Annotated in this window: 14 protein-coding genes and 1 riboswitch; of the genes, 9 read left to right on the forward strand and 5 right to left on the reverse strand. The window is 69.1% G+C overall.

The genetic code is table 11. The features are described from left to right. From P3W75_RS18320 to P3W75_RS18330, 3 genes are all read right to left on the reverse strand, one after another. A partial coding sequence (locus tag P3W75_RS18320) for a B3/B4 domain-containing protein (protein WP_276228736.1) occupies window positions 1–693 on the reverse strand: 693 nt, incomplete at its 3' end. A 174-nt stretch (window positions 694–867) separates the two neighbouring features. Beyond that, on the reverse strand, window positions 868–1,260 hold the full coding sequence (locus tag P3W75_RS18325; RefSeq protein ID WP_276228737.1) for a GFA family protein: 393 nt from the start codon (window positions 1,258–1,260) through the stop codon (window positions 868–870). 87 nt (window positions 1,261–1,347) lie between these two features. Beyond that, entirely contained in the window at window positions 1,348–4,149 is a 2,802-nt protein-coding gene (locus tag P3W75_RS18330) for an amino acid adenylation domain-containing protein (RefSeq protein ID WP_276228738.1), read from the reverse strand. A gap of 194 nt (window positions 4,150–4,343) precedes the next feature. Between P3W75_RS18330 and P3W75_RS18335 the strand changes: the two genes are divergently transcribed. Genes P3W75_RS18335 through P3W75_RS18345 form a run of 3 tightly spaced genes read left to right on the forward strand, consistent with a single transcriptional unit; the run spans window position 4,344 to window position 6,498 of the window. Continuing rightward, complete coding sequence (locus P3W75_RS18335; RefSeq protein WP_276228739.1) at window positions 4,344–4,691, forward strand: metalloregulator ArsR/SmtB family transcription factor; 348 nt, start codon at window positions 4,344–4,346, stop codon at window positions 4,689–4,691. Window positions 4,692–4,715: 24 nt separating this feature from the next. Beyond that, on the forward strand, window positions 4,716–5,999 hold the full coding sequence (locus P3W75_RS18340; protein ID WP_276228740.1) for an arsenic transporter: 1,284 nt from the start codon (window positions 4,716–4,718) through the stop codon (window positions 5,997–5,999). A 28-nt stretch (window positions 6,000–6,027) separates the two neighbouring features. Then, window positions 6,028–6,498 (forward strand): arsenate reductase ArsC, encoded by a 471-nt coding sequence (locus P3W75_RS18345; RefSeq protein WP_276228741.1) that lies wholly within the window; start codon window positions 6,028–6,030, stop codon window positions 6,496–6,498. A 44-nt stretch (window positions 6,499–6,542) separates the two neighbouring features. On the opposite strand, the gene P3W75_RS18350 is transcribed toward P3W75_RS18345, so the two are convergent. Further along, window positions 6,543–6,887, reverse strand: coding sequence for a cupin domain-containing protein (locus P3W75_RS18350; protein ID WP_276228742.1), 345 nt, complete (start codon window positions 6,885–6,887; stop codon window positions 6,543–6,545). A 151-nt stretch (window positions 6,888–7,038) separates the two neighbouring features. On the opposite strand from P3W75_RS18350, the gene P3W75_RS18355 reads away from it, so the two are divergent. Beyond that, window positions 7,039–8,217, forward strand: coding sequence for a GGDEF domain-containing protein (locus tag P3W75_RS18355; RefSeq protein WP_276228743.1), 1,179 nt, complete (start codon window positions 7,039–7,041; stop codon window positions 8,215–8,217). A gap of 75 nt (window positions 8,218–8,292) precedes the next feature. Here P3W75_RS18355 and P3W75_RS18360 read toward each other — a convergent pair whose 3' ends face one another. Continuing rightward, complete coding sequence (locus tag P3W75_RS18360) at window positions 8,293–10,929, reverse strand: autotransporter outer membrane beta-barrel domain-containing protein (protein ID WP_276228744.1); 2,637 nt, start codon at window positions 10,927–10,929, stop codon at window positions 8,293–8,295. Between the two features lie 607 nt (window positions 10,930–11,536). Continuing rightward, window positions 11,537–11,640, forward strand: a riboswitch (guanidine-I (ykkC/yxkD leader). Window positions 11,641–11,684: 44 nt separating this feature from the next. On the opposite strand from P3W75_RS18360, the gene P3W75_RS18365 reads away from it, so the two are divergent. The 5 genes from P3W75_RS18365 to P3W75_RS18385 all read left to right on the forward strand — a co-directional run. Next, on the forward strand, window positions 11,685–12,692 hold the full coding sequence (locus P3W75_RS18365; RefSeq protein WP_276228745.1) for an ABC transporter substrate-binding protein: 1,008 nt from the start codon (window positions 11,685–11,687) through the stop codon (window positions 12,690–12,692). 47 nt (window positions 12,693–12,739) lie between these two features. Further along, on the forward strand, window positions 12,740–13,762 hold the full coding sequence (locus tag P3W75_RS18370) for a fatty acid desaturase family protein (RefSeq protein WP_276228746.1): 1,023 nt from the start codon (window positions 12,740–12,742) through the stop codon (window positions 13,760–13,762). Further along, window positions 13,759–14,538 carry an SDR family NAD(P)-dependent oxidoreductase gene (locus tag P3W75_RS18375; protein WP_276228747.1) on the forward strand — a complete coding sequence of 260 codons (780 nt, stop codon included), beginning with the start codon at window positions 13,759–13,761 and terminating at the stop codon, window positions 14,536–14,538. The genes P3W75_RS18370 and P3W75_RS18375 overlap by 4 nt, the downstream gene beginning before the upstream one ends. After that, entirely contained in the window at window positions 14,535–15,290 is a 756-nt protein-coding gene (locus P3W75_RS18380) for an SDR family NAD(P)-dependent oxidoreductase (protein ID WP_276228748.1), read from the forward strand. The genes P3W75_RS18375 and P3W75_RS18380 overlap by 4 nt, the downstream gene beginning before the upstream one ends. Before the next feature lies 1 nt (window position 15,291). Further along, window positions 15,292–16,073, forward strand: a 782-nt coding sequence (locus tag P3W75_RS18385; protein ID WP_276228749.1) for a DMT family transporter, incomplete at its 3' end; no start/stop codon positions are given.

Genomic DNA, 16,073 nt, shown 5'->3' on the forward strand with positions numbered 1-16,073 from the left:
GCCCGCCGGGCACTCGACGAAGCTGCGGGTCACCCGCGCGCCCGGCATCATCAGCAGCAGCTCGCGCTCCAGGCGCTCGCCGGCCTCGTTCAGGGCCTCCAGCGGCATCGCCGGCAGGCTTTCGAGGATGAACCACATGTGCCGCGCCTGCGCGCCGAGGCGGGTGCGCACGCCCTGGCGCCAGTTCCAGCGGCGGCAGGTGACGCCCTGGTCGTCGCGCCAGACCACCTCGCCCGGCTCCGGCGGGTCGTTGACCAGTTGGCCGTCCTTGTAGGTGTCGAACGCCTCGCTGCCGTCGGCCACGGCCAGGCGCGGCCCGCCGACGTAGCCGGCCAGGTCCTCGCCGCCCACCGGCAACGCATATTCGATGCTGATGGCGTTGTACAGGTCGACCACCGGGTCGATGCTCGGCACGCTGCCGTCGCGCAGGGCGCGCTTGTGCAGCGCCTCGGCCGAACAGGGGGTGCGCTGCGGCTTGGCGCCGAAGGCGCGGAACACCTCGGCCCAGCCGGCGAAATGCGCCGCGGCCCAGGCCGGGCCGCCGGCCGCGAGGGTCGCGCTGGCCCGCGCCATGGCCCGCTCGGCCACCGCCGGGTCGACGACGGGCGCCGCCTCCACGGTCAGGCTCAGCGCCCGGAAGCCGGGCGCGAGACGCGCCACCGCAGGTTCCACCACTGGCGTTATGCTCGACATCGAACTACCTCTTCCTTCGCGGCGGCCTGGTGATTCCAGGCCTGGGAGGCGTATTTCTACCAGCCTGGCGCATCAGCTGCGATGATTTGAGCGAATGATGAATAAGCTGCGCTAATCACCGCGTTCGATGATCCACCCCCTGCGCTTGGCGCCGACTGGCGAGCATGGGCCCGGTCAGTCTTCCGAGCGCCCCTCGCCCTCGCGATCCCGCAGGTAGTGGTGCTTCAACGGGAACGCCGGCAGCCAGGACTCGCGGCGGATGATCCAGCCTTCGTAGCTGGGGCGGAACTGGTCGGGCTCGTCCAGCGAGCCCAGGTTCACTTCCACTTCGTCGCCGCTGCGGGCGAACACCGTGGAGCCGCAGCGCGGGCAGAAATGCCGGCCGGCGTACGCGTGGGTCTCGCCTGTGATGCTCACCGCGCGCTCGGGGAAGATCGCCGAGGCGTTGAACAGCGCGCCGTGGTGCTTGCGGCACTCCAGGCAATGGCACAGGCCGACCCGGTAGGGCTGGCCGCTGGCCTGGATACGCACCTCGCCACACAGGCAACCGCCGCTGACTGTCGTCATGTCGCGCCTCCTTCGAAACGTGGGCCGGGAGGCTGAACATAGCAGGCGAACCGCCGCCCTTCCCCGCCCTCCGCCGAGCGGGTGCGCTCAGGCGGCGCCTTCCACCGCCGCCGTGGCGGCCTTCTTCCGGCTGCGCTTCCACAGCAGCGCAAGCAGGCGCACGCCGCGGTTCCACAGTTGCGCGACGGCGATCCCGCCAACGATGGCGATCAGCACCGCCAGCAGCGGGTGATCGTACAGGCGGCTGGCAACGGACCTGAACTGGAAGTGCGTCAGGTAGATGAACAGCGTCGACGCGGCGACCAGCGCCACGCCCCGCGCGACCAGGCCCGGCAGCGGAACGCCGCGCAGCCAGATCAGCGCCAGCACGGCGGGCACCGCCACGTCGAAGTACTCCGTCGCCGGCAGCGGCTGGCCGAGCAGGAACGGCAGATCGCGCCAGCCCAGCAGGAGCACCGCGACCAGGCTCGCCAGCGCCTTGCGCGCGGCGGAGTTGGCGTAGTGGATGGCCATGCCGAGGACCACCAGCGCCAGGAAGTGCTGCGGTACCCGCTCGTACAGCGGCGCGGCGTCGAACAGGAAGCGGTTGCTCAGCAGCCCCGCCACCCAGAGCGCACAGGCCGCGCCAAGCAGCTTGCGGAAGGCGTCGCCGCCCAGCGCCTTGCGCACCGCGCCGAACGACAGGGCCAGGCCGATGAGCGCCAGCATCTGCACCAGCACCTCGATGTACCAGTAGACGAAGCCGCCGGTCATGTCCGGCGGGTACCAGTTGGAGATCAGCAGCAGCGACTGCCAGTGCACGCTGGCGAACACCGCCTGCACCAACGCGGTGTAGAGCACGGTCGGCGCGGCGATGCTGGCGATGGAGCGGAACAGCGAGCGCACGCTGTCGCGCTCCAGGATCGCCTGCAGCTGGAAGCGCGCCAGGCTGAGCCCGGAGATCACGAAGAGCACCGCGGTCTCGCCGGCGATGGCCCAGTTTTGAAGCACCTGGAAATGCCCGATCACGATCAGCACGATGGCCAGCGCACGGATGAACACCGGCATTTCCATGACCCGCAAGGACAGCGCCGAGGCCTTCGGGCCGTCGCCCAGCTCGCCCAGGTCGCGAATGGCGATCGATTCCCAGCCCTCGGGCAGCCGCCCGAGGATGTCCTCCAGCGCGCCGGAGGCCTGGATGAACGACAGCGAGTCGCCGCCCAGCTCGATGAACGACAGCCTGGCGTCCACCTTCGGGACTTCCAGGATCGCCGCCCAGGCCTTGGCCAGCCGGGCTGCCCGTGGCGACAGCTCGCCCGCGGCCTGGGCGCCCTCCTCGGCCACGGTGCTCACCCGCTCGGCCAGGGCGAGGCGATCGATCTTGCCGTTCGGGGTCAGCGGAATCGCATCGAGGAACTGGAACAGCGCCGGCACCATGTAGTCCGGCAGCCTCGCGCCGAGATGCTCGCGCAAGGCGCCGGCGGAGACGCCCTCGGCGGTGACGCAACAGGCCGCCAGGCGCAGGTTGGCACCCTCCTGCAGCGCCAGCACCACGGATTGGCGCACGCCTGGATGCTGCGCCAGCGCCGCCTCGATCTCGCCCAGTTCGATACGGTGGCCGCGAATCTTCACCTGGCCGTCGCGCCGGCCGAGGAAGCTCACGCTGCCGTCGGCGAGGTAGCTGCCCAGGTCGCCGGTGCGGTAGCAACGATCGTCGGCGTCGCCGGTGAAAGGGTTGGCGACGTACTTCTGCGCCGTCAGCGCGGCGTCGTTCCAGTAGCCCAGCGACAGGTAGGGGCTGCGGATGAATATCTCGCCCACCTGGTCTTCCCCGGCCAGTTGCAGCGACTCGTCGACCACCAGCAGCTGCGCGCCGTCGATGCCCTTGCCGAGGGGAATCCGCGCGCCCTCGGCCACCTCGCCGAGCACCCGGTGAGCCATCGCCTGCGGGGTTTCCGTGGTGCCATAGAAATTCACGCTGACGGCGTTCGGCGCGACCACGCGCATCTGCCGGTACAGCGCCACGCCGAGGACGTCGCCGCCCCAGAACAGGTAGCGCAGCCGCTCCAGGCGCAGGCCGGCGAGGCCCGCGCCGGTCTCGATCAGCTTGCCCAGGGGCGGGGTCAGGTGGATGACGCTGACGCCCTGCTCGCCAATCCAGCGCGCCAGGGCGCTCGGGTCGGGCAGCGTGGCCTGGGCCGGGATCACCACCCGCGCGCCGAGCGACAGCGGCGTGAAGACGTCGCGGTAGACCGGGTCGTGGCCCAGCCCGGAGAGCAGTGAAAAGCGGTCCGCCGCCGTCAGGCCGTGCTCGCGGATGTGCCACTCGATGAAATGCACCAGCGGCGCGTGGCTGGCCACCACGCCCTTGGGCTCGCCGGTGCTGCCGGAGGTGAAGGTGATATAGGCCGGATGGCGCGGGTCGACGGCCGGCAACGGCGCGCCGCGCTCGCCGAATTGGCGCAAGGCCTCGTCGGGCGCCTCGGGCACGCGCGCGACCTTCACCCCCGGCGGGAAGCGTCCCGGCTCGGCCGTCGCCTCGCCGCACAGCAGCACGCAGGTCGCGCCGAGCACGCCGACCAGCTGGTCGACCCGCGCCGCCGGATAGGCGACGTCGGCGACGCTGAATACCAGCCCCGCGCGGGACGCCCCGAGCATCGCGTAGACCAGCCCGGCGCAGCGGCTCGACACGATGAGCACGCGCTCCTGCGCGGCGACGCCCTGCCCGACCAGCCAGGCCGCGATGCCCTGGCTGATGCCGTCGAGCTGCCCATAGCGGCAGGTCGCGCCTGCCGAAACCACGGCGACGCTCTCAGGGGAACGCCGCGCCTGGCGCACGAAGTCGGCGAACAGCGGGCGCTCGGCGTGAAAGTCCAGGGGCAGCCGGGGGTTGGGGCGAACATCCTGCATTCGAGTCGCACACTCCACATGATCGCTACGAGGCCGGGTCGCCCGGATGCAGAGAAAGCTAGTGCAAGGCGCGGGACGCCGCCAGAACGGCGCGGGCAATTCGCCATCAGGCATGCTCACCATTACGCCTCTCCGCTTGTCATGAATATATGGATTTTCGTATATTCGATATTCCATATATGGATGCACTACCCATGCTGACCCCCACCGAGGTCTTCAAGAACCTCGCGGACGAGACCCGCGCCCGCGCCACCCTGCTGATCGCCCAGTTGGGCGAGCTGTGCGTCTGCGAGCTGATGTGCGCCCTGGACGACAGCCAGCCGAAGGTCAGCCGCCACCTGGCGCAGTTGCGCGGCAGCGGCTTGCTGCTGGATCGCCGCCAGGGGCAGTGGGTGTATTACCGCCTGAATCCACAATTGCCCGCCTGGGTGCACGAGCTGTTGCAGGTGACGCTGCAGGCCAACGCCGAATGGCTGGCGCAGAACGTCTCCCGCCTGCGCGACATGGACGACCGTCCCGTACGCGCCGCCACCTGCTGCTGAATCCCCCACCCGAGCGAGTTGTCCATGCTGGTCGCCGTTGCCGTCTTTCTCTTTACCCTCATCCTGGTCATCTGGCAGCCCCGCGGCCTTGGCGTCGGCTGGAGCGCCGCCCTGGGCGCGGCCATCGCCCTGGCCGTCGGCGCGGTGTCCGTGCAGGACATCCCCACGGTGTGGGCCATCGTCTGGAACGCCACCGCCACCTTCATCGCGGTGATCATCATCAGCTTGCTGCTGGACGAAGCCGGCTTCTTCGAATGGGCCGCGCTGCACGTTGCGCGCTGGGCCAACGGCAACGGCCGACGGCTGTTCGCCTTCTGCGTGCTGCTGGGCGCCGCCGTCTCCGCGCTGTTCGCCAACGACGGCGCGGCGCTGATCCTCACCCCCATCGTCATGTCGATGCTGCTGGCGCTGCGCTTTTCGCCGGCCGCGACCCTGGCCTTCGTGATGGCCGCCGGCTTCATCGCCGACACCGCGAGCCTGCCGCTGGTGGTCTCGAACCTGGTGAACATCGTGTCCGCCGACTACTTCGGCCTGGGCTTCGCCGAGTACGCCGCGGTGATGCTGCCGGTGAACCTGGCCAGTGTCGCCGCCACCCTGCTGGTGCTGTTCCTGTTCTTCCGCCGCGACATCCCGCTGCGCTACGCGCTGGATGCGCTGAAGGAACCGAAGGCGGCGATCCACGACCGCGCCACCTTCATCGTCGGTTGGTGGACCCTGCTGGCGCTGCTGGTCGGGCTGTTCGCCCTGGAGCCGCTGGGCATCCCGGTCAGCGCGGTGGCGGCGGCCTGTGCGGCGCTCCTGTTCGCCGTGGCCGCTCGCGGGCAGCGCATTTCCACGCGCCGGGTACTGCGCGAAGCGCCCTGGCAGGTGGTGATCTTCTCCCTGGGCATGTACCTGGTGGTCTACGGCCTGAAGAACGCCGGACTCACCGATTTCCTCACCCAACTGCTCGACCGCCTCGCCGGGCATGGCCTGTGGAGCGCCACCCTCGGCACCGGGCTGCTCGCGGCGCTGCTGTCGTCGCTGATGAACAACATGCCCAGCGTGCTGGTCGGCGCGCTGTCGATCCAGGCCAGCGGCGCCGACACCCTGGTGCGCGAGGCGATGGTCTACGCCAACGTCATCGGCTGCGACCTCGGCCCGAAGCTCACCCCGATCGGCAGCCTCGCCACCCTGCTCTGGCTGCACGTGCTGGAGCGCAAGGGCATGCGCATTACCTGGGGCTACTACTTCAGGGTCGGCGTCCTGCTGACCCTGCCGGTCCTGCTGATCACCCTCTCGGCCCTGGCGCTGCGCCTGAGCCTCTGACGTTCGCCGCGAAGCGGCGGGAGCACGCATGCGAGTCCTGTTCATGTGCACGGCCAACAGTTGCCGCAGCATCCTTTCCGAAGCCCTGTTCAACCACCTGGCCCCGGCCGGGTTCGAAGCGGTGAGCGCCGGCAGCTTTCCCCGTGGGCAGGTGTTGCCACGCAGCCTGGCCACCCTGCGGCAGGCGGGGATCGCCACCGAGGGCCTGAGCAGCAAGGGCAACGACGCCTTCGCCGACAACCCGCCGGATATCGTCATCACCGTCTGCGACAAGGCCGCCGGCGAAGCCTGCCCGGTGTATTTCGGCCCGGCGCTGAAGGCCCACTGGGGGCTGGAAGACCCATCCGAGGCGGTGGGCGACGAAGCGGCGATCGAGGCCGCCTTCCAGGCCACGCTGGCGCGCATCCAGCGGCGCTGCGAGGCCTTCTTCGCCCTGCCCTTCGCCACGCTGGAGCGCGACGCGCTCCAGCGCGAACTGGAGCGCATCGGCACCCATTGACGGTGATGCCGCGGTGCGCGATGACCGGTTCGCCGGTTACCGGCCTAGCCGCGCCTGACGATATCGACCGAGATCTCCAGCGCCGGGACCGCGCCGCGGTTCTCCAGCCAGTGCGTGGTGTGCCGGTCCTCCGGCCAGCCCACGCCCGGCCCGTAGTCGGTGGCGACGCCGTCGCGGTGGTCGGTGATGGTGCCCTGGAGGATGTAGACGGTGCCCGGCCGGTCGCGGTGGCTGTGCAGCGGGCCGAAGACGCCGCCGGGCTCGATGGTCACCAGGCGCATGCGCAGCTCGCGCCCGTCCATGCCGTCGATCTCGGGGCCGAGGTCGACTGTCGCCAGCAAGCGCACCGACACGCCACGGGTTTCCGGTACCACCTGTTCGTCGCTCATCGCACGCACCTCGCGCGGCCCTTTGCATTCAGTGAAGAGCCGCCGGCAGCTTCCTGCGGGGAACGCCGACGAAGGGTCGCGGGCTTTTCGACTTCCCGCCGCTAACGCTTACAATAGAGCCCGTCCCTCGCAATCACAGTTCAGTCGTACCATGGCGCTCGATCCCCCCACGATGTTGAGCCTTTCGATCGCCCTCGCCATTGCCGCCGCGTTGTACCTGGCGGTCGAATGGCGCAACGTTCGCGAGGCATCCCTGCTGTACTGGAGCGCCGGCTTCGCCACCATCGGCGTCGGCTCCACCCTGGCCCTGCTGCGCATGGGCGGCCTGCTGCTGGTCGGCATCTGGTTCGCCAACGGCCTGCTGGTGGTGGCCCACTGGCTGTTCCTGCTCGGCGTCGCGCGCTTCACCGAGGCGCGGCTGTCGCGCGCCTGGTACCTGGTCTTCGCCGGCTGGGTGGCGCTGCTGCTGTTGCCCGACGGGCCGCAGTGGTCCAAGGCCATGCTGCTGGCCAACTCGCTGCTGGTGGCGGTGCTGACCCTGCGCGCCAGTTTCCTCCTGCGCCCGCACGGCAGCTCCATCAGCGTGGGCGCGGTGCAGTTGCGCTACGTGTTGCTGGTCCACGGGCTGTTCTACCTGGCCAAGGCGCTGATCGCGGTGCTGCCGGGCACGCTGGTCGACCTGGCGGCATTCGGCGGCACCATCATCCGCATTTCCCTGGTCGAGGGCAGCATGGCGATCATGCTGATCGCCCTGTCGATGACCGGCACCGAGCGCTACCGCCGCGAGAAACGCATCGCCCGCCTGGCCGCGCGCGACCCGTTGACCGCCCTGTACAACCGCCGCGCCCTGGAAGTGCGCGCGCCGCGCCTGCTGGAGGAAGCCTCGGCCGCGCGCCCCGGCGCCCTGCTGCTGATCGACATCGACAACTTCAAGCCGGTCAACGACCAGCACGGCCACACCGCCGGCGACCGCTTGCTGGTGACGCTCAGCGAGATGATTCGCGAGACCCTGCCCGAAGGCGCGCTGGCCGCGCGCCTGGGCGGCGACGAGTTCATCATCCTGCTCAGCGACGTCGGCCCGGAACGCGTGGTGGAGCTCGGCGACGCGCTGCGTGAGCGCTTCCAGGCGGCCGCCGCGCAGGCCTTCGCCACCACCGAGACGGTGACCCTGAGCATCGGCGCCACCCTCTTCGACCAGCCGCCGGCCAGCCTCGCCGCGCTGATCGAACAGGGCGACGCGGCGCTGTACGCGTCCAAGCGCGGCGGCCGCGACAGCCTGCGCCTGGTCGATCGCCGGCATGGAGCCGAGCAGCCGAGGTCCGCCCACTGAAATCTCGTCCATAAAAGCCTGCGTCCATAAAAAAAGCCGGCGCCCGTGAAGGCGCCGGCCGGTTCTCGCCACGGCTCAGAAGTTGACTTTCAGCCCGAGGGTGAAGGCCTTGTCGCGGTAGCCGTTGTCACCGTGCTGGTGGCCGACCTCGCCCCAGACGTTGACCCGGCTGTTGACCTTGCTGGTGGCGCCGACCTTGACCTCGAAGATGTCCTGGGCGCCGTCCATCTCGAAGCTGGAGCTGCCCATGCGCGCGCCGAAGTCCTTGGAGTTGTGGATCCAGTTGGTTTCCACGTAGGGCTCCACGGCGTAGGTCTTGGCGAAGCCTTCCTCGAGGTTGCTGCGCAGCGCGGCGCGGGCGCCGAGGCGGGTCATGAGGTTGCCGTCGCCCTTGCCGGTGACGCGGGTGCCGTTGGCTTCGCGGTGGCTGTCGGCCTTGACGCCCATGTACACCACCTGGGCCTGGGGCTGCACGTAGAGGCTGGCGCTTTCGCCCTTGGCGACCTGGAAGGTCTTGCCCGCCTCGATCGACGCGGTGACGCCGTCGGAGTCGTATTTCTCCTTGGCCAGCTGCTCGCCACGCACCTCGTTGTCGAACTGGTTGTAGAGCACCCAGGTGTCGATGTAGGCGCCGTTCTCGTCGGCGCGGTTCTCGTACCAGGTGCCGTACAGGCCGAGGCTGTAGCCGTCGATATCACCCTTGGCCTGGTAGCCGGTGATCCGCGAGCGGGTCGTCGAGTTGCCGTTGGCGTAGCCGCCCATCACCCCGAGCACCCAGTCGCCGTGCTCGTTGCTCCAGCGCTTCAGGTCGCTGCCGATCTGCAGCACGCTGCGGTTGGTCTCGGTCTTCAGTTGCCCGGTGCTGTCGTTCCAGCGGCCGCTGCCGTCGACGGCGCGCATCCAGAGCATGGAGGTCTTGGCTTCGCCGGTGTCCGGGTCGACATAGGTCAGGTTGCCGGTGCGGTCATGCAGGCGGTGCAGGAACAGCGTGTTGGCCGCCGCCAGGTTGGCGGTGTAGGCGCCGCCTTCGGGCTGGCGGATGCGTTCCTTGTCGCTCGGCGGCGGTGGCGGCGTCGGCGTGGGGCCCGGTTCCGGCGCGGGGATCGGGTCCGGATCGGGAGTCGGGTCCGGGCCCGGCCCCGGTTCGGGTTGCGGCTCAGGCTCAGGCTCGGGTTCCGGTTCGGGATCGGTGGGCAGGTAGGAGGTCAGGTACCAGTCCTTGTCCGAGGCCTCGGAGCCGGCGAAGGTGCCGCCACGGCGCAGCAGGTACTCATAGCCGCCCTGGGTGACCCGGTCGGCGTTGAACTCGCCGGCCGAGGTGCCGGCCACGGTGATCAGCTGGATGCCTTCGAAAGTCTGGTCGCCGGGGCCGCCGGTGTTGTTCACGGTGACGCGGGTGGTTCCCGAGCTGTCGCCGCCGATGGCCAGCTTGTCGGTGGACGAGAGATCGTCGTCCAGGTAGGTGTTCATGGTCAGGTGGCCGCCGCCGCTGAAGTTGCCATCCACTGTGAGGGTCTTGTAGGCGTAGGCGCCCTGCTCGTCGTGGCGGTCGTAGATCAGTTGCGCGCCGTCGGTGAGGCTGAGGTTGGTCAGGTTCGAGTTGCCGGTCATGAACCAGCGGCTGGTGTCGCCGTCCATGGCCAGGTCGATTACGCCACCGCTGGCGGTGCTGGTGGTGCCGTTGAAGTAGGAGCCGGCGGCCATCTTCAGGTCGATCACCGCCGTGTTGTCCGCCAGCAGGACGGCGCCCAGACGGTTCGCCTTTTCACTGTCAGCGCTGCTGTCAATATGGTAGACCGAGGCCTGCTCGCTGCTGATGCTGGAGCCCGCGCCGGTGGTGTAGAGCGCGCGGTTGCCATCGGTAACGGTGACACGGGTGTCACCGCCCAGGTTTACCTGGCTGCCCCGGGCGCCGTTGGCGTCGCTCAGCGTCTGGGCGTAGATGCCATAGGCATTGGTCTTTTCAGTGGTGATGCTGGTATCGCCGAGATTGATCACCCCGCCACGGTTGGCATAGACGGCATGGGCCGCGCTGCCCTTGGTCAGAATGACGCTGCCGTCGCCTAGCGTGACTTCGGCGTCGCCCTTGTAGGTGGTGTTACTGAGGTCGCGGTTGCCCGCATATACGGCGTAGCCGGTTCCATCGAGCCAGTTCGAAGCGCTGCCAGTGGTGGTGATCTGCGCGTTCTTGCCGAGCACGATCTGGTTCTTGCCGCCGTTCTTCGAGGTATTGGCGCGCACACCCATACCCGTGCCTTCGGCGGTGATGGAGGCGTTGTCGCCCACGGTGACCACCGAGTTGTAGGCGTTCTCGGTGACGTTGATGCCGTCGGCCGATGAGCCCTTGGTGACGATGGTCAGCGAGTCGATGGTGATCTTGTTGGTGCCGTTGTTGGCCTGTATGGCGTCGGCCTGGCCGCCTGCGGTGGTGATCTGCAGGTTCTTCAGGTTGTAGGTCGAGCTGTTGCCATAGATGCCGAAGCCGGACAGCCCATTGCTGCCGGTGGTCGACCCTGCGCGCACCGTTTCGATGACCACGTTGTCGTAGCCGTTCGGGTTGCCGTAGTAGAGGACGCCGGTGCAGGTCAGGGTGCTGGTGGCCGCGTTGCCGGAGCAAGTGTTGGTGTCGTCCGCGCTGACGATTTCCGCGGACAAAGGGAGGGCGCTGGCCAGGGCGATCTGCATCGCCAGGCCGGTCTTCTTGATACGCATGTTCATCTCCTTGCGCCGCGCTTCGCGGAAGCGTGGGCATGGGCCAACGGGCGGCATGGCACGAGTAGATGAACCGCGGCAGACAGACGCTGCCGATGCCAAGTCGCATGCGCTGGACGGTGGGGCCCGGTGTTCCGGGCTGGCTGGTACGTGGCGGGGCCACGCTGCCGCCTGGCTGGCGGCGAGGTACGGGGTCATCTTGACGGCGGGAGCGCGCGGCGCGGCTGACCTGGGTCAGGCGCTTTCCTTGACCTGGCGGCTTGCGTGTGTGCAATTCGAACAATGTTGATTGATGGCAATTTTCTGGCGTCAATTTATTTGAGTCCGGATTTCTGCCCTCTCGGCAGGAAAGGACGGGCGTGCGCCGGGGAGTGGCTGCCTCATCCAAAGGCACCGACGCTGGCCGCTTGCCAGCCAATGGTGCACGCGCGCCCTGCCGCAGAGCGGCCGGTGGCCACCCCGGGGCGAATCCAAGTGACTGAATGACAAAGACTTGTGACGAAAGCCCGACGGTTGGCACCGGACTTGCTCTGCCTTCCCTCGAACGGGATGAGTCCCCACCGGTGCCACCGGCGGCGCTCACGAAGCTCGGCACACTGGAGTTGCACCACAGGCGAACTAGGGTTCCGGTCCACATGATGTGGATGGCTGGTCCGAGAGTTTTCCGGCCCTAAGGACAGGGTTACACGGCGGGAGAAAAGCCCGGGAGACGTGACGTCATCCCGTGCCGATTTCCAACGTGTAGGAGCAATGCCATGAGCAAGTCGCTTTCCCCGCGTTCGCTGCGCAAGACCCTTCTCGGCGCGTGCCTCGCCACCGTCGCCGCGGTCCTGCCATTCACCACCCAGGCCGTCGAGAAACTCAAGATCGGCACCGTGGTCTGGGCCGGTTACGCGCCCTTCTACGTCGCCGACAAACTCGACCTGTACAAGGCCCACGGGCTCAACGTGCAGCTGCAGTTCTTCAACGACCCCGCGCTGATCCCCACGGCCCTGACCGGCGGCGCCCTCGACGGCGGGATGCTGACCTACGACCAGGTGGTCGGCGGTGTGGCCAAGGGGCAGAGCTACAAAGTGGTGATGCCCATCGACTTCTCCAACGGCGGCGACGCCATCGTCGCCGACAAGTCGATCACCTCGGTCGCCGACTTCAAGGGCAAGAAGGTCGGCTTCAACCCGCTGTCACCCTCGGACTTCCTGCTCGCCTACGCGTTGAAGAGCCACGGCCTGAGCGACAAGGACATCAACGCGGTGAACATGACCCCCGAAGGCATCCCCGGCGCCATGGCCTCGGGCAGCCTGCCGGTGGGCGTGACCTACGAGCCCAACGTGTCGCAGATCCTCGGCATGCCCGGCGGCAAGTTCCACGTGGTGTATTCCTCCAAGCAGGCGCCCGGCCTGATCACCGACGTGCTGGTGTTCGACACCAAGACCATCGCCAAGCGCCAGGCGGCGATCAAGGCGATGATCCAGGGCTACGTCGACGGCCTGGCCTACATGCAGAGCCACCCCGAGGAGTCGGCGCAGATCATCGGCAAGGTGCTCGGCGTCAGCGCCGAAGAGGCCCGCGCGCAGATGAGCGGCGTATACAACATCCCGCTGGCCGAGATGGGCAAGAACTTCGAGAAGTCCGACGCCACCAGCTCGTTCTTCGGCAGCGGCGCGGTCATCGCCCAGTTGCTCAAGGACAACGGCCAGATCCCGGCGATTCCCGACTTCGCCAGCACCTTCGACGCCAGCCTCGTGCAAGCCATGGCCAAGTGACGCCCCCGCGCCCCGCCCAGCGCGGCGGGGCCTGACTGGAGGAAACCATGTCCGCTTCCCTGTACCGCTACGCCGACGGGCGCCTGGCCAACAGCCTGGCGCTGGCCTACGCCTTCGGCGGCTACGTCGCCGGCTTCGCCCTGCTGTTCGCCCCGCACTGGGCGCTGAACCTGCTCGGCACCCTGCTGCTGGGGCACGCGATGATCGTCGCCGCCTACCTGATCCACGAGTTCGCCCACGGCACCATCTTCGCCGAGCCGAAGCACAACCTGCGCGCCGGCGAACTCTGCAGTTGGCTGTGCGGCAGCTGCTACGCCGGCTTCCAGGACCTGCGGCGCAAGCACATGCGCCACCACGTCGACCGCGCCGACGTGATCACCTTCGACACCAAGCTGTTCCTCCAGCGCAGCCCAGCCTGGCTGCGCAAGCTGGTGCTGGCCGCCGAGTGGGCGTACATCCCGGCGGTGGAGCTGATCATGCATTACTACGTGATCCTCCTGCCGTTCATCAGCGCCAGCGCGAAGCACCGCGCCAACCGCCGCCGCGTCCTGCTGACGCTGCTGGTGCGCGGGGCGCTGTTCGCCACGGTCGCGGCGATCTCGCCGAAGGCGCTGGTGCTGTACTTCGTGGCCTGGTCGATGATGATCATCGTGCTGCGCTTCACCGACGCCTACCAGCACACCTACGACGCCTTCGCCGTGCTCGAGGACGACGCGCGCATCCCCGCCGACAAGACCCGCGACCGCACCTACGAGCAGATGAACACCTACACCAACGTGGTCTCGGTACGCTGGCCGGTGCTCGACCTGCTGCTGCTCAACTTCGCCTACCACAACGCCCACCACGAGAAACCGGTGGCGCCCTGGTACCGCCTGCGCAAGCTGCACCACGAACTGTACGGCGACGGCTACGCCCAGGTGCTGCCCATGCGCCTGCTGTTCAAGAGCTTCCACCAGCACCGCCTGCGCCGCGTGCTCGACGACGACTACGGGGTGGTCGAGCCCAGCGGTGAACGGCGCGCCGACGGTTTCTACGGCGCGGTCGGCGTGTCCTTCCTGACGGCGGTATGAACATGCTCGACTACCACGGCAAACGCGTACTGATCAGCGGCGCCGCCAGCGGCATCGGCCTGGGCCTGGCGCGGGCCTTCGCCGAACAGGGCGCCAGCCTGGAACTGCTCGACCGCTCTGGCGAGGCCCTGGCCCGTGTGGTGGAGGAATTGCAGGCACTGGCGCCGGTCAGCGGCGCCAGCCTCGACCTCGGCGACAGCGCCGCCGTCGCCGCCTACGCGCGGCAACGCGGCGAGCTGCCGCTGGACGTGCTGATCAACAACGCCGGACTGGAGTACAGCACCCCGCTGGACGCCGCCGGCGCCGACGCCGACGCCCAGTGGCAGGCGCTGCTGGACAACAACGTGGCCTCGATGCTGCGCCTGACCCGCGCCCTGCTGCCGTGCCTGCGGGCCGGCGCCAGCGTGATCAACCAGGCCTCGATCTGGGGCCTGAAGGGCGTGCCGGGGTTTTCCGCGTATGTCGCCAGCAAGCACGCGGTGATCGGTCTGACCCGCTCGCTGGCCTGGGAACTCGGCCCGCGGCGGGTGCGGGTCAACGCGGTGTGCCCGGGCTGGGTCGGCACCGACAGCGCCATGCAGTCGCTGGCGGTGATGGCCGCCGCCAGCGGCCGCAGCGTGCGCGATGAACTGGCGCAGATCCTCGCCGCCCAGGCGGTCCCCGAACTGCTCACGCCGGCCGACCTGGCCGGGACCTTCCTGTTCCTCGGCAGCCCCCTGGCCGCGCCCCTTACCGGGCAGGCGCTGTCGGTCAGCCATGGCGAGGTGATGCATTGAACCGCTTCCCCCTGCACGGCCAGGTCGCCCTGGTCACCGGCGCCACCCAGGGCATCGGTCGCGCCGTCGTCCGGGCGCTGGCCGAGGCCGGCGCCCGGGTCTGGATCAACCACCTGGAGCAACCCGCAGCCGCCGCCGCGCTGGTCGCCGAGATCGTCGCCAGTGGCGGCCAGGCGCAGGCCGTGCAGGCCGACGTCGCCTCGCCGGCGCAGGTCGCGGCGATGTTCGAGCGGGTGCTCGCCGAGGGCCACCTGGACATCCTGGTGAACAACGCCGGGATCATCCTCGAAAAGCCCTTCCTCGACACCGACGAGGGCGACTGGGCGCGGCTGCTCGGCGTCGACCTCGACGGCGTCTACCGCTGCTGCCGCCACGCCCTGGCGCACATGCAGGAACGCGGTAGCGGCAGCGTCGTCAACATCGCCTCGGAACTCGGCCAGCTGGGCCGCGAAGGCTACGTCGCCTATTGCACGGCCAAGGCCGGGGTGATCGGCCTGACCAAGGCCCTGGCCCGCGAATTCGCCCCGGCCATCCGCGTCAACGGCGTGGCCCCGGGGCCGGTGGACACGCCGATGGTCTCGCTGGAGCACATGAGCGCCGAGATGATCGCCCGCGAAGTGGCCATTCCCGCCGGGCGCCTCGGCCGCCCGGAAGAGATCGCCGCGGCGGTGCTGTTCCTGGTCTCGCCGCAGGCCGGCTTCTTCCACGGGCAGATGCTCGGCGCCAACGGCGGCGCCTGGATGGGTGGCTGAGATGCGCGCCGAACTCGTCCTGCTGCTCGGCGCGGCGATCTGGGGCCTGGGCTGGATGCCCCTGGCGCACTTCGCCGGCCTGGGTATTTCCGGCATGCCCATGGTGCTCTATACCTTCGCCCTGCTCAGCCCGCCGACCCTGCTGGTGCTGTGGCGCCAGCGCCGCGCCTGGTGGCCGCAGCGCGGCGCGCTGCTGGGCATAGTGCTGTGCGGCGGCTGGGCCACCGCCGGGCTGGTCGGCGCGTTGTCCGAGGGCGACGTGGTGCGCAGCATGCTGCTGTTCTACCTGGCCCCGGCCTGGGGCCTGCTGGGCGGCTGGCTGCTGCTCGGCGAACGGCTCGACGCCGTACGCGTCGGCGCCCTGTTGCTGGCCCTGGCGGGCATCGCCCTGACCCTGGGGGTGGACGCCGACACCTTCGCCGCGCTCACCGGCAGCGACTGGCTGGCGCTGTCCGCCGGCTTCGCCTTCGCCCTGAACAACCTCGCTACCCGCGCCGCCGAGCGGGTGCCGCTGGCCAGCAAGGCCATGGCCGCGTTCCTCGGCAGCGCCGCGCTGGCCGCACTGTTCTGCCTGGCGCAGGGCTCATCCCTACCCTACGCAGCCCCCGCCGCCTGGCTGCAGATAGCCGCTTTCGGGCTGTTCTGGCTCACCGCCATGGGCGCCGCCCAGTACGGCTTCAGCCATGTCGAGGCGAGCCGCGCCGCCGTGCTGGTGGTGATCGAACTGCTGGTCTCGGTGCTCACCGCCGCCGCCTTCGGCGCGCGCGAGCTGGGCATCGGCGA

It is taken from the genome of Pseudomonas citronellolis, assembly GCF_029335315.1.
Lineage (GTDB): Bacteria > Pseudomonadota > Gammaproteobacteria > Pseudomonadales > Pseudomonadaceae > Pseudomonas > Pseudomonas citronellolis_A.